The organism is Bacteroides sp. 1_1_30 (assembly GCF_020982715.1).
Taxonomy (GTDB): Bacteria; Bacteroidota; Bacteroidia; order Bacteroidales; family Bacteroidaceae; genus Bacteroides; species Bacteroides xylanisolvens.
In genome coordinates, this window is sequence record NZ_JAJKHN010000016.1 from 20,417 (window position 1) to 43,657 (window position 23,241).

Consider the following 23,241-nt stretch of genomic DNA (forward strand, 5'->3'; position numbering starts at 1 on the left):
AATAAAATTCACCTCTGTGCCCTCTGTGTCCTCCTTTAGATTTGCACTGTGAAAAATAAAGGTTGAAATATTACCTTTGTGGTTAAAACAAGTTAACCAAGGAAAGTAGGTGACCCATTGTGTCCTCTAGGCAGAAGCCCTATCCACGGAATTAGTCCTTCTTTCCTTATCAGTTGAACAGATCCAATTAGAATTTTAGGTCGTTGGCCTATTAAAGGATATAGTTTGTTCAACCTATGGTTAACCCTTTAATAGTGCAAAAATATGGAAAAGAAATGGTTTATTGGCATTGACATCTCAAAAAAAACTTTGGATGTTGTTATTTACGTTCCTACAAAGAAACATGCGGACGAAACAAATTATGAACGCTTCTTAAACAAAGAAGAGGGCTACAAGTCTCTTCTTTGTTGGTTGAAAAAGAAAAACATGGCAAAGAAAAGGCTGGTCATTAGTATGGAAAATACGGGTATTTACAGTTTTGACTTATGCCTTTTTCTAGAAGCAGCATCCATCGATTACTGTTCTTTCAATCCTCTTCATTTAAAACGTTCCTTAGGTTTGGTACGTGGGAAAAATGACCGTGTAGATGCCGAAAGAATAGCCTATTTTGCTTATCTTCATCGGGATGAACTATCTTACTCTAAGCTGTCAGGGAGTTCAATTATCCGTTTGCGTGACTTTGCTGCAGAGAGAAAACGTTTTGTAAAGCAACAAGCTGAATACAAAGGTTTTCTCACTGATAGAAAAGATTGTGAAATGACTTCTACCATTGGGCGCGCTGCCCATATGGTAAAGATACTGGATGAAGAAATTGCAAGTGTTGAAGAAGAAATGCTGCAAATTATCAATTCAGACCCATCTATTCTCCGAAATTATGAGCTCTTAAACAGTATTAAAGGCATTGGGACGATCAATGCGATGAATACAATCATACATACTAATAATTTTCAGGCATTTGAAACGGCACGTCAATATGCATGTTATTTAGGTATTGCTCCTTTTGAGCATTCTTCGGGAACAAGTATTAAAGGTAAAACAAGGGTTTATCCCACGGGAGCAAAACTATTGAAAGCGGATCTTTCACAAGCTGCTAATTCAGCGATTGTATGGGATAAGGAAATGAAAGAGTATTATGAAAGGAAAAGGAAGGAAGGGAAAGCTTATGGAGTAGTGCTAAATGCAGTCAAGTTTAAACTAGTAGGAAGAATGTTTGCGGTGGTCAAAAGGGGAACACCCTTTGTGGAGTTAATGACTTACAAAAAGTAAACGGACTGAAATAGCCCGTTTAACTTCTTTAACTGTTTTTTATAGGCCTATTATTTGCATAGGTCTTAGAATTCTGTGGTGAAAACCCGTACAGAAATAAGCTAAAATTGAAGAAACAATGAAATTACAGAATAAATAATTTTCCCCTATATATATGCTGTCTGCTTTTGTCTGTATTTAGGCTTCTATCAAGTCTGAATATCAATAAATTACGAAATCATTTTGTCCGTATCTGTCCGGCTAAAAACACTTATCATATATGCATGTTCTGTAACTTTGCAAACAAAAAAATGACAGAACAATGAGTTACTTATTATTTAAAAGAGGAAACGATTTAGGAGGTTGGATTGTCTTTCTGATAGCAGCTTTTGTGTATGGAATGACTATTGAACCTACCGCAAGTTTTTGGGATTGTCCCGAATTTATTTCGTGTGCCGAAAAGCTACAAGTAGGTCATCCACCGGGAGCACCTTTCTATATGCTTGTCGGGAATCTATTCACCCAGTTTGCGTCCGATGCTTCGCAGGTGTCGCACATGGTCAACTTTTTAAATGCACTATTAAGTGCAGGGTGCATTTTATTTCTTTTTTGGAGTATTACCCGATTGGTGCGAAGCATACTTACGGATGATGCACGGAAGCTATCAACGACCGACGTAATTATCATTTTAGGAGCAGGGTTTGTAGGAGCTTTGGCTTACACCTTCAGTGATACATTCTGGTTCAGTGCGGTAGAGGGTGAAGTATATGCCTTCTCTTCCTTCCTCACAGCTTTGGTTTTTTGGATGATTCTTCGCTGGCAGGACGAAGCAGATTCAATATCCGGCGACCGCTGGATTATCCTGATAGCCTATATCATAGGACTTTCCATCGGAGTACATCTGCTCAATCTGCTCTGTATTCCTGCTATTGTATTGGTGTTCTATTACCGGAAATACCAAGCTGTATCACTCAAGGGAGTGATCGGAACGATTGCTCTGTCCGGTCTTCTTATTGTATTGATTCTCTTTGTTTATATACCCGGAATGGCTGATATGGGAGGATGGTTCGAGCTATTCTTCGTCAATGTATTGGGATTTCCTTTCCAAACAGGATTAATCATTTTTCTGACTTTAGTCCTGTTTTTGTTGATAGGAGCCATCTACCGATTCAAAAAACGCATAGTACATACCGGTTTATGGTGCCTGCTCATGCTCACCATAGGATATACCACTTATGCGGTCATATTGATTCGTGCCAATGCCAATACACCGCTTAATGAAAATACACCGGATCATATTTTCACGCTCAAAAGCTACCTGAATCGCGAACAGTATGAAAGTGCCCCTTTACTTTATGGAAGAACATACGCTTCCGAACCGGAGTATGTGCCCGAAGGAGACTATTACAAAGTGAAAACAGAAAAAGGTAGTGCCATATATCGACAAGATAAAGAAGAAGGCAAGTATAAAATCATCGGCTATAAAGAAAATGTGTGCTACACTCAAAATATGTTGTTTCCGCGAATGTGGAATGATCGTTTCGCTGCTTCTTATAAAGGATGGTCGGGAAGCACGAATGATGTACCCACACAAAAAGAGAACCTGACTTATTTCATTACATACCAGCTCAACTACATGTATGTACGTTATTTCCTATGGAATTTTGTCGGACGGCAGAATGATATTCAAGGAAGCGGTGAACCGGAACACGGCAACTGGATTACAGGAATTTCCTGGCTTGACAATCTGCGCTTGGGAGATCAGAAGCTTTTACCAGAATCTTTGCAGCAGAATAAAGGCCACAATGTTTTCTATGGCTTGCCGTTATTATTAGGACTACTTGGTATCTATTGGCAATGGGCACGTGGAAAGAAAGGCAAGCAACAGTTCAGTGTCTTGTTTTTCCTTTTCTTTATGACCGGATTGGCGATTGTGCTCTATCTGAATCAGACTCCCGGACAACCTCGCGAACGGGATTATGCGTATGCAGGTTCGTTCTATGCCTTCGCTATCTGGATCGGGATGGGAGCTGCCGGATGCTGTGACATGCTTCGTCGGAAGCACTTTAAAGTCCTCCCGGTCAGCTTACTCATGCTGCTTTGCCTGCTCATCCCCGTACAAATGGCAAGCCAGACTCGGGACGATCATGACCGGAGCAACCGATATACCTGCCGTGACTTTGGGGCTAATTATCTAATGACGCTTCCCGATACAGGAAATCCGATCATATTCTGTAACGGAGACAATGATACGTTCCCTTTATGGTATAATCAGGACACGGAAGAGGTGCGCAGAGATGCACGCATCTGCAACTTAAGTTATGCGCAAACCGACTGGTATATTTATCAGCAACAATGTCCTCTATACAATGCTCCCGGACTACCGATCAGCTGGGAACAAAATCAATATCAAGAGGGAAAGAACGAATATGTAGCCGTTCGTCCGGAGTTGAAAAAACAAATAGAAGAATTGTATCAAAAGCATCCCGAAGAAGCCCGTGACAGTTTTGGAGATGATCCGTATGAGATAAAGAATATCTTGAAACATTGGGTATTTGCAGAGAAGCAGGAATTTCATGTGATACCTACCGATACGATAAATATTCACATCGATAAGGATGCAGTGCTTCGTTCGGGAATGATGTTGCCTAAAGCCATTCGTCATTTAAAAGGAGAAGAATTGAAAAATGCGATACCGGATAAACTATCTATTTCTCTGAAAGATATGCGTCTGCTGACTAAAGTAGATTTGCTCATACTCGAAATATTGGCTAACTGCAACTGGGAACGTCCGTTATACATGGCTATCTCGGTGGGAAATGCCACTAAATTGAAGTTTAATGATTACTTTGTCCAGGAAGGATTGGCATTCCGGTTTACCCCATTTAATTATAAAAAATGGGGAGACGCGGAAGGGGACAATGGATATGCAATAGATACGGAGAAATTCTACGAGAATGTGATGAACAGATATAAATATGGAGGATTAGATACTCCCGGACTTTATCTGGACGAAACGACTATGCGTATCTGCTACTCCCACCGAAGACTCTTTGCCCAACTGGCTAAAGAACTGGTGAAACAAGGAGACAATGCCCGCGCCCAAAAAGTATTAGCGTATGCCGAACAAGCTATTCCGGCGTATAATGTACCTCAAGTATACGAGAGTGGTTCGTATGAGATAGCCACAGCTTATGCCTCCATAGGAGAAACCGGGAAAGCGATCACTTTATTGAATGATCTGATAGCAGAATCGAGAGATTATATCGACTGGGCTTTCTCGCTGGGAGATAGCCGGATAGAAATGGTTCAACGGGATTGCCTGTATAAGTTCTGGCAGTGGAATCAGTGTAATGAATTACTGAAAGATATGGATAAAGAGAGGTATAAACAGAGTAATCAGCAGTTTGAAGAGAAATACATGCGACTCGCTCAACTAATGAATTATCAAAACTAAACTCAAGAAAGATGAAAACGAAAATAGTAAAAGAGAAAGAACAGAAAACTGTATTAAGCAAAAAGAATTACATCATTTTAATAAGCAGTTCGATATTGATTATCGCAGGATATATATTGATGAGCGGCGAGGGGAGTACCCTTGCCGCCTATCATCCCGATATATTTAGCGAAACACGCATACGTATTGCCCCTTTAGTCTGTTTGTTAGGCTATCTGCTGAATGTATTTGGTATTCTTTACCGGCCATTAAAATAAAATAAATCCTCCTAATATCATTAATATTTCAAAAAAGAGCATTCATATAAGATAAATTATTGTTTCTTTTGTCCTAATGAAATGAAAGTTGGGAAATAGTATGAGTAATAACATTGATATAAAAACGCTGGAGGCCTTTCAGGATGGGAATCACAAGGCCTTTGAGACTATTTTTATAGCATACTACAACAAAACCAAAACATTCATTGACGGATATATAAAATCGGAGCCCGATGCAGAAGAGCTGACAGAGGATTTATTTGTCAATCTTTGGATCAATCGTCATTCCATTGATACATCCAAATCATTCAATTCTTATTTGCACACCATTGCCAGAAATGCAGCCATCAACTTCCTGAAACATAAATATGTGTGTGATGCCTATCTGAACAACAACCAAGATACAGAATATAGCTCTACTTCCGAAGAAGACCTTATTGCCAAGGAACTGGAAATGCTGATTGACAAACTTGTCGGAGGAATGCCCGAACAACGGAGAATGATTTATACATTGAGCCGTAACGAAGGACTATCCAATGCCGAGATTGCCGAACGCCTGAATACTACCAAAAGAAATGTTGAAAGCCAGTTAAGCCTTGCTTTGAAAGAAATACGGAAGGTGATTTCATGTTTTTTGGTATCATTGTTATAGGATCATTTTCGTCTTCATCCTGTTTTTTTCAAAAAAACTTCTATTTTCTTATTGAGCTTTTTGCCACCAAACTGTATATATAGTAAAGTGCAGCAAAAATGAAGAAAAGTAATATCAGTAAAATCATCAAAATGTTCCTCTCCGCCCGTTTTCCATCCGAAACGGAAGAAAAAGTGCAGAAGTGGATCATCAAAGATAAAAATCAGCAGGCGAAAGCTAAGGCTTCACTGGATTTTTGGAATGAATTGGACGTAGAAGCCGATTCAAATACTTATGCTTCATTGGAACGGGTAAATTTAAGAACGGGATATAATAAGGAGCATCTCACCAACATAGCTTCTTATCAGAAATTTGCCCGTATTGCCGCCGTTATTATTCCTTTGTTTTTATTTGCAGGAGGAATGTTCTACTATCTTTCTCCCCAAAACGAAATGATAGAAGTATCCGTTGCCTACGGAGAACAGAAACGCCTGATCTTACCAGACAGTTCGGAAGTATGGTTGAACGCGGGAAGTACCATTTTATACCCGGAAACTTTTGCCAAAGATAAACGCTTGGTCATGCTTGACGGCGAAGCTTATTTCTCTGTCAAAAAAGATACCGCAAGTCCTTTTATTGTAGAAACATCCCAACTTTCGGTGAAAGTGCTCGGAACCAGATTCAACGTGAAAGCCTATCCTAATGATGAGAAAATAACTACTACATTGACTAGCGGTAAGGTGGAAGTGAGCGTTCAGTCCCAACCTCCCCATATACTAAAGCCTAACGAACAGCTTACATACGACAAAAAATCATCAGACATCCATATATCAATGATAGATACCAATGATACCAACTGCTGGATGGTGGGGAAACTGGTCTTTACCAATGCCAGTGCCGGAGAAATATTCCGAACCCTGGAAAGGCACTACAACACCACGATTGATAATACAGCAACTATCCCCACATCGAAACGATATACAGTCAAGTTTCTGAAAGATGAAAGTCTGGATGAAATACTGAATATATTGAAAGATATAATCGGCTTTGATTATCAGCAGTATGAAAAGAAAATAGTAGTAACCCAACCATAAAAAAGAAACAGCCTATGAATAAAAAGAACCGGGAAGTAGCTTGAGACCCTCTTCCCAGTTCTGAAATGTCTACCCTCATTCAACCAGTGACGTAAAATGAAGTATCAACATACAAATATAGAATAATGAATCGAATAAATACGAAGAAAAGAGCAGGTAAGCTCGCCATTTTTTTATTTTTTACTTTTCTCTCTCTTACAACTGTTGCACAGAATAAAGAAAAAAAGATTACCATACAAAATAAAAAGATCTCATTAAAAGAGGCTTTTGCACAAATAGAGACACAAACCGGATATAGCATCGCTTATGAACAATCGAAGCTGGATATCGAAAAGAAGCACTCTTTATCTCTCAAAAATGTAACTGTCGACAAAGCCATGATCCAACTATTGAAAGGAACGGGATATGCATATAAGATAAAAGGATATCATATTATTATCTCTTTGCAGGATAACAAGCAAAAGCCCGCCAACAATTATACACAAAAACTGACTCAAACCATAAGAGGAATTGTTGTTGATTCCAAAACCAATACGCCGATAGAATATGCCTCCGTCTGTATAACAGAAGATCCCTCGCGGGGAGGTTCGACTGACGAACGGGGAAATTTCCGGATTAATAATGTCCCGGTAGGGCGTTATAATATTCAGGCAACTTTTATGGGGTATCGTTCAAGTATCATCACCGAAGTATCTGTCACTTCTTCCAAAGAAGTATTTGTAGAGATTCCGATGGATGAAAATGTACAGGATTTGGCAGAAGTGCTTGTCAAACCGGAAATAAAAAAAGACCGGACTGTCAACCCGATGGCCATCACAGGAGGACGTATGATTAGTATCGAAGAAGCGTCACGATTTGCCAATGGCTTTGACGATCCTGCACGGTTGAGTTCTGCATTTGCAGGAGTAGCGGGAGATGTCGGTACCAATGCGGTTGCCATCCGGGGAAACGCTCCACAATTTACCCAATGGAGACTGGAGGGAATTGAAATACCTAATCCTACCCATTTTGCCGATTTATCAGGTTTGGGCGGAGGATTCCTGTCTGGCTTAAGTACGCAAGTCATCGGCAACTCCGACTTCTACAACGGAGCTTTCCCTGCGGAATACAGCAATGCCCTATCAGGAGTTTTCGATATGCATCTGCGAAATGGCAATAATCAGAAGTACGAACACGCTTTTCAGGTCGGACTCATGGGGATAGATTTGGCTTCGGAAGGCCCTATCAATAAAAAGCGGGGAAGTTCCTACCTGATTAATTACCGTTTTTCCACTACCTCGCTGGCGTCGGGCAATGACATCAACCTGAAATATCAGGATTTAGCCTTTAAACTGAATTTCCCCACACGTAAAGCCGGAACCTTTTCGATCTGGGGATTAGGATTGATCGACAGGAACAAGGCAGAGGTTTTGGATCGTTCCGAATGGGAAACAATGGGAGACCGGTCGTCGGGATCTAACAAACTGGATAAACTGGCAGGCGGGCTAACTCATAAATATGTAATTAATGAAAATACCTATATCCGTTCGTCTCTATCTGCAACCTATTCGAAAGATCATTCACTAGTCAATTTACAGACTGACGATGGAACCATTGTCCAAGTGGGAGATATTCAAAACAGCAGATGGAATTTTGTGTTCAATTCTTATCTGAACAAGAAATTCAGTTCGAGGCACACCAATAGAACGGGGATTACCATTACGGAACTTAAATATGATCTTGATTATAAGGTCAGTCCTTATTTTGGATTAAACCAACCCATGGAGCAGCTTTCGAAAGGTAGTGGAGAAAGTACAGTTCTTTCGGCGTATAGCAGTTCCGTAATCAACTTGAGCAATAACCTGACAACCAGTTTGGGAGTTACCGGACAATACTTTACTTTAAACAAGAACTGGTCGATAGAACCGAGAGTCGCACTCAAATGGGAAATAAATCCTGCACATTCTTTAGCGGTAGCTTACGGTTTGCACAGCCATAGGGAAAGGCTCGATTATTATTTTGTCGAACAGGTAATCAATGGTAAAAAGGAATCAAACCGATACCTGGATTTTTCTAAGGCACATCATTTCGGATTTACTTATGACTGGAATATTAATCAAAACCTGCATCTGAAAATAGAACCCTATTATCAATACCTGTTCCACATACCGGTGGAACAGAATTCTTCCTTTTCGATTATTAATTACGAAGAATTCTATTTAGACCGAATCCTGACAAGCACTGGAACAGCGAAAAACTATGGAATAGATATAACATTGGAGCAGTACATGAAAAATGGCTTCTACTATATGATTACAGGTTCATTATTTAAGTCGAAGTATAGGGGAGGAGATCGTATCTGGCGAAATACAAGACTGGACAAAAGTTATTTAGTGAACTTGCTCGCCGGAAAAGAATGGATGGTCGGCAGACTCAAACAAAATGTATTAAGTATAAACGGACGCCTGTTTTTTCAAGGAGGGGGACGCTACACTCCTGTGGATGAAGAAAAAAGCCAAGAAGAACGCGACATCGTTTTTGACGAAAGCAAGGCATATACCAAACGTTTCAATCCTTCCATTAATGGTGATGTCTCTATCAGCTTCCGGATCAATAAGAAAAGAGTGTCTCACAAGTTCTCTCTAAAGATACTGAATGTAGGTATGCGCACCGGAATGCATTTCTATGAATACAATGAAAGAACAAGCGTAGTAGAAGAAAAAGACGGGTCAGGATTGATTCCGAACATCAGCTACAAAATTTATTTCTAAAGCACTGAATAAGAAAAGGTTTGTTCACACAATAGACTGACACCCAACAGACAACTGCTTTCAGTAATTATGGTATAACAATCTGTAATCTATATACTAACGGGCTCTCTGAATACCTGTATATTTGCTGCGTGAAATAATTTAGTCATTAATTATATGCGTATCATATTCAAGAAATTCAGAACACGTATGATTGTAGGATGTATATTAGCTGTAATAGCGTTGCTGGCTGTGTCAGTCGTTGTTTTTATCAATCAACCCAGCTTCGGCAGAACTCCTCGCGGGGAACGGCTGGAGAGAGTCATGAAATCTCCTAATTATAGAGACGGAGGGTATGATACACATTATGCGGAAATAGGCAACCGCTTCCCCAATATCGACCTTGCAATCCTCGAAAACGGGCAATACGACAAAGAGTGGAGCTTAATTCACCTCATGCCCCAATATATGGCGCAGACAGCCAGAGACTTAAAAGCGAAGAAAGTCCTGACCGTACATCATTCTAAATATGCGTTAGCCAAACATCGTTGGGACGAGCCTTTGAAGAATGCAGAAGAGATGAAGAATAAAGATTACCTCAATGTATTGATTCCGGAGATCGGAGAGGTCGTGACATTAGAAAAATAGCTCTTCACCTAATACGGTTAAACGTTTCTTTTCTATTTATCAGTAAAATTGGTAAAACATTCTGTAATCTGTATAGTTGAAAAACAAATTTCACTGATTAAATTTGCAACGTTGAAATACAGATGGTTCAATCCTGACTGTTTTGGACATTTAGAGATAACTACTATAAATTGAAAATTAAAAAAGTTTATGCTACGTACTATCAGACTTTCAGCCGCCATTGTGTGCTTTACGCTTATTACCCTGCTTTTTCTCGACTTTACGGGTATATTGCACACATGGTTCGGATGGTTGGCGAAAATTCAATTTCTGCCGGCTTTATTAGCCTTGAATATAGGTGTCGTATTGTTTTTAATTGTGCTTACATTCCTGTTCGGGCGTATCTATTGCTCCGTTATCTGTCCGTTGGGAGTGTTTCAGGACATCGTTTCGTGGATATCCGGTAAACAAAAGAAAAACCGGTTCCGCTATTCATCGGCAATGAAATGGTTGCGGTATGGCGTTTTAGGAATGTTCATTATCATGATGGTTGCAGGGCTGAATTCTTTGGCTATCTTACTGGCTCCGTATAGTGCTTATGGACGGATAGCTTCCAGCCTTTTCGCGCCGGTATGGCAATGGGGAAACAACCTGTTGGCGTACTTTGCCGAACGAATGGATAGTTATGCTTTTTATGAGGTAGATGTATGGATGAAGAGCCTTTCAACACTGATTATTGCCGTTGTCACTCTCATTGTCCTTTTCATTCTGGCGTGGCGTAATGGACGAACGTATTGCAATACCATCTGTCCGGTGGGTACTGTATTGGGATTTATATCCAAATATGCGATATTCAAACCGGTGATTGATACTTCCAAATGTAATAGTTGCGGTTTATGTGCCCGTAATTGCAAAGCATCGTGTATCAATTCAAAAGCTCATGAAATTGATTATAGTCGTTGTGTGGCTTGTATGGATTGCATTGGAAAGTGTAAGCATGGAGCCATTAAATACACTCGACGGAAACCTAAAAACGAAACTGCTACAAGTGAAGATATGAAAGCAAAGGCTGTCACTACCGAACAGATTGATAATGCCCGCCGTAGCTTCCTTTCGGCATCAGCAATCTTTGCGACAACTTCTGTCCTGAAAGCACAGGAAAAGAAAGTGGACGGCGGGTTAGCCACTATTGAGGATAAGAAGATCCCGAACAGAGAAAATCCGATTTATCCTCCCGGCGCATTAAGCGCACGTAATTTCACTCAACATTGTACGGCCTGCCAATTATGTGTATCTGTTTGCCCCAACCAAGTGTTGCGTCCTTCAGACAATCTGATGACATTGATGCAACCGGAAATGTCGTATGAACGCGGATATTGTCGCCCTGAATGTACCAAATGTTCGGAGGTTTGTCCGGCAGGTGCTATTCATCTGACCAGTCTTGCCGAGAAATCGGCTATTCAGATCGGACATGCCGTATGGATTAAAGAGAACTGTGTGCCTTTGACGGATGGAATGGAGTGTGGCAACTGTGCCCGCCATTGCCCGACAGGTGCCATACAAATGGTGGCTTCCGATCCTGACAAAGCGGATTCTCTAAAAATTCCGGTAGTGAATGTAGAAAAATGCATTGGTTGCGGAGCGTGTGAAAACCTTTGTCCGTCCCGTCCTTTCAGCGCCATTTATGTGAGCGGACACCAGATGCACAGAATTATTTGATCTAAATCAGTATAAGATTATGGAAGAAAAAAATAAGAAAGATATAAATAGAAGAGATTTCATTAAGATTGTAGGTATCAGCGCAGCCACATCGACCGGGTTGCTATACGGATGCTCTTCAAAGGGGACTACTTCTTCAAGTAGCGCAACAGGAGAAGGAGAGGTGCCCACCGATAAAATGACTTACCGCACATCTCCAACCACCGGTGACCGTGTTTCACTTTTGGGATATGGTTGTATGCGTTGGCCGCTCAAATCTGCTCCCGATGGTAATGGTGAAGTTATCGACCAGGATGCCGTCAATGGATTGATAGATTATGCAATCGCTCACGGAGTAAACTATTTCGATACATCTCCGGCGTATGTACAAGGATTTTCCGAAAAGGCAACAGGTATTGCATTGAGTCGTCATCCCCGTGATAAATATTACATCGCTACCAAATTGTCTAATTTCTCTCCTGATACGTGGTCTCGCGAAGCCTCGCTCAAGATGTACCACAAATCGTTTGCGGAGCTACAAGTCGACTACATTGATTATATGTTGCTCCACGGCATCGGCATGGGAGGAATGGAAGCCCTTAAAGGACGATACCTGGATAACGGAATACTTGATTTTCTGGTTAAAGAACGTGAAGCCGGACGTATCCGGAATCTCGGATTTTCTTACCATGGCGATATTGAAGTATATGATTATCTGCTCTCACGACACGATGAATTTAAATGGGATTTTGTACAGATACAACTCAATTATGTAGACTGGAAACATGCTAAAGAGACCAATACTCGAAATACGGATGCGGAATACCTCTATGGCGAACTGGCCAAACGGGGGATTCCTGCCATCATTATGGAACCACTTTTGGGAGGACGTCTATCCAAGTTGAACGATAATCTGGTGGCACGGCTCAAACAACGTCGTCCGGAAAGCAGTGTCGCTTCCTGGGCTTTCCGTTTTGCCGGTTCATTCCCGGATATTCTGACTGTATTAAGTGGTATGACTTACATGGAGCATCTGCAGGATAATCTCCGCACTTATTCTCCTTTGGAACCATTGACAGATGAAGAAAAAGAATTCCTCGAAGAAACGGCACAATTAATGCTGAAATATCCTACTATCCCTTGTAACGACTGCAAATACTGTATGCCATGTCCGTATGGGCTGGATATACCTGCCGTATTGTTGCATTACAACCGTTGTGTCAATGAAGGTAATGTCGCCAGAAGCGGACAGGATGAAAATTATGCGAAAGCCCGACGCGCTTTTCTTGTCGGATATGACCGTAGCGTGCCCAAACTTCGTCAGGCAAGCCATTGCATCGGTTGTAATCAGTGTGTGGCTCATTGCCCGCAAAACATTGATATTCTGAAAGAACTGCACCGGATAGACCAGTTTGTAGAACAATTGAAACAAGGTACTTTATAAAAGAAACGATGGAAGAATTAATCAATCTATTACATACAGGAGGATATTCCTGTACCATTGCCAACGGAGGAAAAATCCGCACTTTCACTCAACGTGGCGTAGCCGATCTCTATGATTTGCTAACACAGGAACCGGAGTTTCTTAAAGGAGCTTTGGTTGCCGACAAAGTGGTTGGCAAGGGAGCTGCCGCCCTGATGATTCTGGGTGGTATAGAAGAATTATATACGGATATTATCAGTACCAAGGCTTTGGAGCTATTCCGGAAATCAGATGTGAAAGTCGATTTTGCGCAGGAAGTTGCTTTTATCTGGAACCGCGACCGTACAGGAGGATGTCCAGTAGAAACCATGTGTAGCGAAGTGGAATCAGCAGAAGAAATATTACCGCTGATCCGCGATTTCCTGGAAAAAATTAGAAGTAGAAAGTAAGAAAGAGATAACTGAAACACGAAATAAAGTATGAGAAGAAATACAGCTTGTTTATTCCTGTTCGGTATTTTGCTTTCCCTCTCGGGAATGGCACAAACTAAAAGAGACAGTACACAGGCCGGAAGAAATTATATGATCGATGAAGTTGTAGTCACCGGGACACGTAATGAGACAGATGTACGTCATCTTCCGATGACTATTTCCGTAGTCAGTAGGCAACAGATTGAGAAAAGATATGAACCTTCTCTGTTACCGTTATTGACGGAGCAGGTGCCGGGATTATTCACTACCAGTCGTGGCGTCATGGGATATGGTGTATCCGGCGGAGCTGCGGGAGGTATGAGCCTGCGCGGTATCGGTGGTAGTCCGACAGCGGGATTATTGGTATTGATTGACGGGCATCCGCAGTACATGGGGTTGATGGGACATCCGATAGCGGATGCTTATCAATCGATGATGGCAGAAAAAGTAGAAGTGTTACGAGGCCCCGCATCCGTGCTTTATGGTTCGAATGCAATGGGTGGAGTGATTAATATTGTCACCCGCAAGCAACAGGAAGATGGAGTAAATACGAATATGCAAGTGGGCTATGGTTCATACAACACATTACAGACTGAATTTTCAAACCGTGTCAAAAAGGGACGTTTCAGTAGTGTCGTAACCGGCTCTTATAATCGTACGGACGGACATCGCCCTGATATGAAATTCGAGCAATACGGTGGATATGCAAAGTTAGGCTATGACATCAACTCTTTCTGGAAGGTGTGGGGAGATGTAAACGTAACTCATTTTAATGCTTCCAATCCGGGAACTATTCAAGTACCATTGATCGACAACGATTCCCGTATCACTCGCGGAATGACATCATTTGCTTTAGAGAATCATTACGAGAAGACTTCGGGTGCTTTGAGCTTTTTCTATAACTGGGGACGGCATAAAATCAATGATGGTTATCAGATAGGAAAAGAACCGCAAAAGTCACATTTCAACTCCAAAGATAAGATGCTGGGTGTGTCATGGTATCAAAGTGCCACTCTCTTTACCGGCAACCGTTTGACCGTAGGACTGGATTATCAGCACTTCGGAGGTGAATCGTGGAACAAGGTTGTAGCTACAGGTGAACATACTCCGGGAGTAGACAAGCAAATGGATGAGTTTGCCGGATACGTTGATTTCCGTCAGGATATCAATAGCTGGTTCTCATTGGATGCAGGTATTCGTGTAGACCATCATTCGCATGTAGGTACTGAATGGATTCCACAAGGTGGGTTGGCCTTTCATTTGCCGAAGCATGGAGAACTTAAAGCAATGGTTAGCAAAGGCTACCGCAATCCGACGATTCGTGAAATGTATATGTTTCCTCCTGCCAACCCGGAACTAAAACCGGAGAAACTGATAAGTTACGAACTTTCATACTCACAACGTCTGTTGGAGGGCGCGTTATCCTACGGAGTCAACCTTTATTATATCAATGGGGATAATGTGATTATGTCGAACGGTTTGGTTCCTCCATTGAATATCAATTCCGGTGAAATAGAAAACTGGGGGTTGGAAACCAACATTGGTTATCGCATGAATTCACATTGGAATGTCAATGCCAATTATAGCTGGCTTCACATGGAAAATCCTGTTCTTGCCGCTCCCGAGCATAAATTGTACGCAGGAGTAGATTATACTTCCGGACGTTGGAGTGTATCAACAGGTATACAATATGTAAAGGGGCTTTATACCTCTGTAATACTAAACAACGAGCAACAAGATAGTTTTGTCTTATGGAACCTTCGGGGAAATTATCGTCTCTGTCGTTTCGCTAATCTCTTTGTGAAAGGAGAAAACCTGTTGGCGCAACGCTATGAAATAAATGCAGGTTATCCCATGCCGAAAGCTACGTTTATGGGTGGTATTAATTTGAACTTTTAAATATCCCACTTTTCCAAAATCAGAACAATAAGTCTTGAAAAAGAAAGTTCTCCTCTGCTAAAGATATTTATAGCAGGGGAGAACATATTATAATAATAGGACTTATTCATCTATTTTTCTATTTATCAATCTTCGTCGTCATCTTCCATATCAGCAGCAGTGGGATTACCTCCTCCTTTAGCATACCTGCTCGGACTCATCTTATAGTATTTTTTGAATACTTCCCGGAAATATTTAGTTTCAGAGAATCCAACCATGTCTGAAATTTCATTAATGGCATATTCACCCTCTTTCAATAACTCGGTAGCACGTTTCAAACGCATCACCCGAATAAACTCTGTCGGAGACTGTCCCGTCAATGCTTTCAATTTACAATAGAAACTGGTACGGCTCATGCCACTTGATTCACAGAGCACATTAACGGAAAATTCAGGGTTGTTTATATTCTCATCCACGATTTTCTTTACACTTGATATAAACTTCCAATCGAGGCTGTTAGTACCGTTTGCAGATGGAACCATTGATTTCGCTTCTATATCCAGATTGGCATATCTCATGCGCAACAGTTCCCGGTTTGCCAACAGATTAGCGATATTCGCCCGTAATATTTTCACACTGAAAGGTTTGATGAGATATTCGTCCGCACCAATCGACAGTCCATCCAGAATATTGTTTTCTTCTCCCAAAGCAGTGAGCAACAACACAGGAATATGTGAAATCTCAATATCACTTTTGATAGCAACACACAATTCATCTCCCCGCATCTCCGGCATCATGATATCAGAAAGAACCAGTTCCGGCCAATATTCTTTGATAATAATCAACGCTTCCTTTCCGTTAGCGCAAGCTTGTACATTATATATAGAAGATAATGAACTGACCAGATAGGAGCGTAGCTCATCATTGTCTTCTACAACAAGAATCCGTCGTAAATTTGGATTATCTATCGTAGCGGTTGTCTTTGCTGGTACATTCGGAGCGGGCAGTACAGGAGCCAACGCCTCAAATTTAGAAGGTGCTTCGTCACTGATATTTTGAGAAGTCTTATTCTTTTTCGGAAAAACAATTTTGATTGTCGTACCTTGATGTTCAACACTATCTACACTAATTTTACCTCCATGAAGGCTGACCAGTTTTCCTACCAGCATTAATCCGATACCACTACCCGTCACTTTAGAGTTAATAGCATTGCTGGCACGGAAATGAAGCTTGAACAACTTACTTTGTTCACTGGCAGGAATACCTATACCTGTATCCTTGATTATCACTTTCCATGAATCATTCGTATCAGATACGGAAATGCTGACCTTGCCATTTTCCGGAGTATATTTTAGCGAGTTTGATATTATATTCTTCAAAATAGAATCCATCTTCTCCTTATCAAACGATACATTCATATAGCTGAAAGTACTCTCGTATGTATATTCAATGCGCCTGATGGCTGCATAAGAAGAAAATGTATCATATATCTCATTCATATAGGTATTCAACTCATACTCGGAAACACTCATTTTAGAGGAATATACATCCGTTCGTTCAAAATTAATCAGATTGCTGACCAGTCGTAAAAGTACTTCTACATTCCTCAATGCAATGTTCGTACGAGTGATTCCATTGTCGGTAAGCGACTCTTCTTCCAACAATTCCTCCAAAGGTGCTTTTATCAAAGTTAATGGAGTACGTATATCATGCGCCGTATTAATGAAGAACTGCGTTTTTTCATCAGATATATTCTTTTGCTTTCTTAGATTTATCACCCGCAGAACGAAATAAGATCCTCCGATTACCAACAGGATATAACACAGGATAGCCCACCAACTCGACCAAAAAGGCTGTGTGATGATAACTTTCATAGTACGTTCCTGAAAAACAATGTCATGTTCTTCTCTGGATACTGCACGCACATGAAGGGTATATTTACCCGGAGGCAAATTGGTGAAACGAATCAAATTATTTGCTCCCGGTTGAGTCCATTTTTCATAAAACCCTTCTAATTTCCATGAGTATAGTGCACTTCCGGGAGAATCATAATTGATTGTAGAAACTTCAAATGAAAACGTATTCTCATCATATGCCAGCTCTAATACATCTGTCTCATCAATACTCTTCTGTAAAGGGGAACCCTTGACACCCGGATAAACAGGTTGATAAGAAAGATGGAAGTCGCTGAATATCAATCTGGAGAACTTATAATCCGGAAATTTCACATTCACCGGAAGTTCAATTGCTCCATCCGTACTACCGAATACAAAGTTTTTATTTTTACGCACCGTTCCTGCTGCTGCATTAAAATATGAAGGTAGCAATCCTTCTCCTTTGGTCCAATTACGAAATATCTTTTCTTTAGTATGAAAACAGGTTATTCCATTCTCCGTACTCATCATTATACGTCCATCTACTTCCGGCAATATTGTAAATATTCTGTTTGAAACTAATGCAGAGTTATCAGAAAAGTAATGCTCGAAAGTTTTATCTTGAGGATGATAGATAAATACTCCCATACCATTTGTCCCGATATATAACAACCCATTATCTGCCTGATAAAGCGTATTGATATAAGTAATCCCTACCTCCATTTCAATATACTGATATTCACCAGTATTTCGATTTAATAAATACAATCCGATAGCAGTCCCAATCCACATATTATCTTTGTCTTTTTCAACAATGGACGTAATGGAATTCAATCCTGAATATAGACGTGTAGTGTTAGTCTCCAGATCAAAACATTTTAGATTATAATATCCTCCCGACCAGATATACCCTCTTGAATCTTTAACTATATCACGAATATATTTATCCGGACGCATATTGACGTGAGAAAGCAGGTAAGGAGAGAAGTATTCAACTGATAGAGTATTTTTATTTATTTTATAAATACCGGAAGTATATCCTCCTGCCCATATAATGCCGGGAGACACTTCACATAGAGTAATAAAAATATGATTCTTGTCTTTTAGTTGCTGATTAAAAGAACTTAGGAATGAATGCCACTGACCTGTTTTTGAATTATAAAGACTAATACCATTACTAGTTCCAAACCACAAGTCACCTTCATGGTCTTCAATGACTGCTTGTACCTGATCATTGATTAATGATTGGACATTGCCCATAGCGTGTTTCATCCAATGATAATTCTCATAGCGATTATCAATCACCGTAATCCCTGTGGGATAGTTAGCAAGCCATATCCGTTTTTCTTCATCCACAAATACATCATTGATATTATTCCCATTCATTTCATTATAACTTTGATAATTAGCAATAATGTAATGTTCCAGTTCACAAGTATTTGCATTAACCTTATATACTCCCATTCCTTCTGTTGCAATCAGTAACTCCGTTTCATTCAACGGGCTGATGCGAGCTATATTTACGTCACTAAGATCAGCTTCCGGTCGCATAATCTCCTGTGTATTCATGTCATACACAAAAACTCCTCTTTCAAATGAACCGATAAATAGTCTTTTTAATTGCTTATGAAAATATAATTCACTTACTTGCGCATGAAAATAATCCAGTGTTTTAACAGGAATAGTCTCCAAAATGCCATTCTCCAGTTTAACATATCGAACGCCTAGCTCTGTTGCTATAAAGAAATGTTGTTCGTCTATTTGTTCTATCGCTGTGATATTACTATGTAGTATATTGGAAAATTGAAGAATGTGAGCATCATTTATATTATATAGTAATATAGAATCCTTACAACATAGCCAAATGTTATTATTCCGATCCAAATAGCCACAACTAATTGTTTCAGAAATATCCGGTAGTTTATATACCATTCTGAAATCATCTTCGTTTGCTTCATATCGAAAAACCCGTCCCTGCTTACCGATCACCCATATACCAATTTGTGGACCTGTATACAACCATCCCAAACGTACAGGAGCATCTAAAGTACTAGCTTCTTTATTTAATTTATAGTGTTTTATATCTTTACCGTTATAACGATCCATTCCTTCATTGGTGAGAAACCACATGTACCCTTGTGTATCTTTCTGAATATTGAATATCCGGCGATTGCTCAAACCATTTTCTATTCCTATATATTTGTATGTTTGTGCTGTAACCCAAATAGGAAAAAAGAGGAGAATATATATAATGTATTTCATATAAACAGTTGTTTTTAAACTACTTCTAGCAATCATATAAATATAACAATTAACGAAACTAGACAAAAGCAATGAAAAATGCAAAGAAAAAGGAGAGATTCTACAAGAAAATATTCATTTAGAAACATTTTTATTTCCAAAGTTGATTATTCACTTTGAGAAGTTGATTTATCTGAAGGTATTCTTTAAACTTCTGTCATAATTAGCGTATATTCTATTTTCGTTAATTTAACGAATCGGATCAGATTTCAGTTTCTTCTTGTAAACCCATATACTTACTATAAAATAAATAAGTACTTGTATCCAAAGGGTTATATATTCCGGTCTGATATCCGCCATACTGGCTCCCATAGAATTCAATTTCACAAAAGCAAGTGTGCCTGGTGCAGCGGGAAGAATGTAATGTGCAGCTTTCCAATACCAGGGCATTAGTTCCATCGGATAGGAAACCCCGGAAAGAAAGATTAATCCTACAGAGAAGAAGGCGATCATGAGTAGGGGAGCTTCTGAATCCGTAAAATATCTGGAAGCTGCCAACCCCAGAAAAGAGGTCGCCATCAGGTATGGAATCAATAATAATACAATGTATAGTCCGTTTCCAATATTAGGGATACTGAAAAAGTGGGGGAGCAAGCCTAATAGAAAGAAAGCAAAGATAGCATAAAGAGCACAGTATACGGATGTTTTTCCCGCCACTATACGAATGGCAACTCCCCAGCCATATCCAAAAGGAGTGTAAGCGCGGATTCCTCTGTTGCTGTGCTCTTCTCCGGTCACCATACCAATAACCATCAATAAAGTCTGGAAGATTATAATCATCATAACTGCGGGAATAAGATAAGAGCCATAGCCTTCTGTATAATTATAAAGTGCAGTTCCTATTACATTGATCGGTTTTGCCATAGTTACGGCAAGCAATCCTTGAGGCGGAAGAAATACAGCTACATCAGGCCTGTATTTATCATTAATAGCCAGCATGACACGCGATGAAGCCCCCTGCAAAGCCTCGAAATACAGGAAAGCATCCGTAGTTGCATAAAGAGAAAATACGGCTTCATCTCCCCGGAACACTCGCTTCTCAAAATCATGAGGCAGATAGAGTATTCCCTGTACTTTGCCTTCTTTCATCCATTCTTTTGCTTCGTGATAGTCCATCGCCTGGCTATAAATCTCTGCTTGGGGAGTAGCATCCAGCCAACGGATAAAGTCACGACTTAATTCACTATGCGAATTATCGACTACGGCAACAGGAACATCGGTTACAATATTCGGTGCATACATATAATTGTAGAGTAATCCGTAGACAAAGATTCCTCCCATCAACACAAGCAGAACTGCATAACTGGTACTGATAGCTAGAAATTCACGACGAATGATGAATGATAACTGTTGTAACTTACTTAATTTTTTCATACTTATGACTTTCTATAGCTCGTTTTAAATGGGGAAGCAACAATAGGGCCAACAACGGAAAGATACAGAGTATCACAGCCGACGGCCAAAGATGGATAAAACCACCGCCTCCATAAAGCATGGTTTGCATCATCTCCGTAAAATGGCGGACAGGAAACAAATAGGAAGCATCCCTCACCAACGGATACATATTGGGAACCGGAAAGGTCACCCCGGACAAGGTAGCCCCCAGAGAACCTACCATAGAGACTACGCTTATCACCAACGAAATTGCCGGAAACAGCGAGAATAAAAACAGCCCTAAAGCCTGCGTCGCAATGATGAAAAGCACGGTCATGATATTCATTAACCACCAACTCCCTTGAAAAGGGATATGCAGGATACCGAACATGACATAATTAGCTAACCACCCTATCAATATATATATAATGGTATAAGGCAATAACTTACCCAAAACAGCAGTTACTATATTGCCTTTAGCAGTCGTCAACCAATCATTTGCTGTACGGAACTTAATTTCAATACCGACCGTATAGACAGTAATCAACAAGATCAAGACCTGAAACAAAACAAAGAAAAAGGGCTGACTCAAATATACCGAATAATCCAAACTTGGATTATATATCGGATGGTTATTAGCCTGCACTGGTAATAAAAAGGTGGTAATCTGATTTTGTTCTACTCCGAGAGCCACGGCTTGCATCACCACAGGGGAAAGAGCCACCGGAGCTAATGATGTTTCGAATGCCGCCATCAGCTCACCGCCTACCGACAATAATGCATAGTGATAATAGTAGGAGAGTGTTGCATTCTTTCCGGTGATAGCATCTTGCTCAAATTGGGGAGGTATGGAAAGATAACCATAAATCTCTTTCTTTTGTACAGATTCACGGGCAGCCGCTTCATCTGCAAAATGCTTTGTCACTTTAAAAGTCGGTACGGCAGAGATATTCCTGGCAATAGTCCGGGAAGTAGCAGTGTTATCCTGATCGACAATACCGATAGGAATATTTTCCATCTGTCCGTTGCCAAAAATCGTAGCCATAAAGAAAAGGGTGAACAACGGCAAAACAATGCAGACGCCAAAATAAAGGCGCCGCGAAGTCATTCGCTGCCATTCTCTTAACAATACGGAACGAAAAGGGGAGTATGTTTGTGATTCATCCATTCGCTGGTTTATTTGATGTCAATTAGTCTAAAGTCAATAACACGGACATACCGGGACGCAAATCATCCACTTTTTGAGTAGGACGCGCATGAATCTCAAATGTACGTAAGTCATAACTTCCGGTCTGCTTGGTTGATTTCCAGGTCGCAAAACTGCCTAACGGACTTATATAATAGATTTTGAACTCTATATTTTCTTTACCGATGGCGGGTACATCTGCAACGAATGTTCCGTCCATTTTAAACTGTGGCATCAGATCTTCCCGTACGTTAAGAACGACATGTATATCATCCATAACCACCAAGTTCATAATGGGAGTTCCCGGTGCAACCAATTCTCCACGTTTAGGAAAGATCGTTGCTATCTGTCCGTTTTCCGGAGCTGTCAACCGGGAGTCGACCAATAAAGCCGAAACTTCATCCACCGTGCTTCGTGCAGCATCCACCATACTGGCAGCTGATGCTTTATCTTCTTTCTGTGCACCGTCTACAGCCATCTGATACTGCTCGTATGCAGCGCGTTCGGCTGCTACAGCCGCTTTATACATCGCTTCTACTTCATCCTTCCTTTGAGAAGTGACAACACTGTCTTTATATAAAGTGAGAATACGGTTGTAGGTTGTTTGAGCGAGAGTTAGGTCACTCTTCGTTTTATTCCACAACTGCAATGCAGTAGCCACAATCTGACGACGGGTTCCGGCATCTATTTTCTTGTTTTGCTGTACCGCTACTTGTTCCAATGCATTCACTTGTTGATACTTGGCATATATTTCAGGGCTATTAATAACGACAAGAGTATCTCCTTGGTGTACCCAATCGCCTTCCTGAACGAAGAAAGTATCGATACGACCGGGAAGTTTTCCACTGATACGGATTTCTGTTGCTTCAGCCTGTCCTTGCAGAACTAGCTGTTGTTTATGCATTAGTATAACTCCCAAGCCGGTAAAAATACCGACCGCCAAAAGGATGATAACAAAAGCCCATGATAGGGTTTTACTAGTTGGTTTCATTATTTG

At 40.5% G+C, this 23,241-nt stretch carries 15 protein-coding genes; 11 read left to right on the top strand and 4 right to left on the bottom strand.

The window, feature by feature from the left end; genetic code table 11:
- Positions 1–264: 264 nt before the first annotated feature.
- From LPH68_RS06225 to LPH68_RS06275, 11 genes are all read left to right on the top strand, one after another.
- Positions 265–1,266, top strand: coding sequence for an IS110 family transposase (locus LPH68_RS06225; protein WP_151923126.1), 1,002 nt, complete (start codon positions 265–267; stop codon positions 1,264–1,266).
- Between the two features lie 301 nt (positions 1,267–1,567).
- The gene (locus LPH68_RS06230) at positions 1,568–4,702 is read left to right on the top strand and encodes a DUF2723 domain-containing protein (protein WP_151923127.1); all 3,135 of its coding nucleotides are present in this window, start codon (positions 1,568–1,570) and stop codon (positions 4,700–4,702) included.
- 11 nt (positions 4,703–4,713) lie between these two features.
- A complete protein-coding gene (locus LPH68_RS06235; RefSeq protein WP_151923128.1) occupies positions 4,714–4,959 on the top strand; it encodes a DUF3098 domain-containing protein in 246 nt (81 codons plus the stop codon).
- 100 nt (positions 4,960–5,059) lie between these two features.
- Positions 5,060–5,611, top strand: coding sequence for an RNA polymerase sigma-70 factor (locus LPH68_RS06240; RefSeq protein WP_008647509.1), 552 nt, complete (start codon positions 5,060–5,062; stop codon positions 5,609–5,611).
- 98 nt (positions 5,612–5,709) lie between these two features.
- On the top strand, positions 5,710–6,684 hold the full coding sequence (locus LPH68_RS06245; RefSeq protein ID WP_151923129.1) for a FecR family protein: 975 nt from the start codon (positions 5,710–5,712) through the stop codon (positions 6,682–6,684).
- 125 nt (positions 6,685–6,809) lie between these two features.
- The gene (locus LPH68_RS06250) at positions 6,810–9,434 is read left to right on the top strand and encodes a carboxypeptidase regulatory-like domain-containing protein (protein WP_151923130.1); all 2,625 of its coding nucleotides are present in this window, start codon (positions 6,810–6,812) and stop codon (positions 9,432–9,434) included.
- A 156-nt stretch (positions 9,435–9,590) separates the two neighbouring features.
- Positions 9,591–10,061 carry an MBL fold metallo-hydrolase gene (locus LPH68_RS06255; protein ID WP_151923131.1) on the top strand — a complete coding sequence of 157 codons (471 nt, stop codon included), beginning with the start codon at positions 9,591–9,593 and terminating at the stop codon, positions 10,059–10,061.
- Between the two features lie 189 nt (positions 10,062–10,250).
- Positions 10,251–11,759 (top strand): 4Fe-4S binding protein, encoded by a 1,509-nt coding sequence (locus tag LPH68_RS06260; RefSeq protein ID WP_120068459.1) that lies wholly within the window; start codon positions 10,251–10,253, stop codon positions 11,757–11,759.
- Positions 11,760–11,778: 19 nt separating this feature from the next.
- Positions 11,779–13,182 carry an aldo/keto reductase gene (locus LPH68_RS06265; RefSeq protein WP_151923132.1) on the top strand — a complete coding sequence of 468 codons (1,404 nt, stop codon included), beginning with the start codon at positions 11,779–11,781 and terminating at the stop codon, positions 13,180–13,182.
- An 8-nt stretch (positions 13,183–13,190) separates the two neighbouring features.
- Positions 13,191–13,610, top strand: a complete 420-nt coding sequence (locus tag LPH68_RS06270) for a DUF1893 domain-containing protein (protein ID WP_120068456.1) — start codon at positions 13,191–13,193, stop codon at positions 13,608–13,610.
- 30 nt (positions 13,611–13,640) lie between these two features.
- Positions 13,641–15,530, top strand: coding sequence for a TonB-dependent receptor (locus tag LPH68_RS06275; RefSeq protein WP_192923076.1), 1,890 nt, complete (start codon positions 13,641–13,643; stop codon positions 15,528–15,530).
- A 125-nt stretch (positions 15,531–15,655) separates the two neighbouring features.
- Here LPH68_RS06275 and LPH68_RS06280 read toward each other — a convergent pair whose 3' ends face one another.
- From LPH68_RS06280 to LPH68_RS06295, 4 genes are all read right to left on the bottom strand, one after another.
- Entirely contained in the window at positions 15,656–19,645 is a 3,990-nt protein-coding gene (locus LPH68_RS06280; RefSeq protein ID WP_151923133.1) for a two-component regulator propeller domain-containing protein, read from the bottom strand.
- Between the two features lie 228 nt (positions 19,646–19,873).
- Complete coding sequence (locus tag LPH68_RS06285) at positions 19,874–21,058, bottom strand: ABC transporter permease (protein ID WP_151923134.1); 1,185 nt, start codon at positions 21,056–21,058, stop codon at positions 19,874–19,876.
- A complete protein-coding gene (locus tag LPH68_RS06290; protein ID WP_120068445.1) occupies positions 21,042–22,226 on the bottom strand; it encodes an ABC transporter permease in 1,185 nt (394 codons plus the stop codon). The genes LPH68_RS06285 and LPH68_RS06290 overlap by 17 nt, the downstream gene beginning before the upstream one ends.
- Positions 22,227–22,248: 22 nt before the next feature.
- Positions 22,249–23,235, bottom strand: coding sequence for an HlyD family secretion protein (locus tag LPH68_RS06295; RefSeq protein WP_120068441.1), 987 nt, complete (start codon positions 23,233–23,235; stop codon positions 22,249–22,251).
- Between the last annotated feature and the right edge of the window lie 6 nt (positions 23,236–23,241).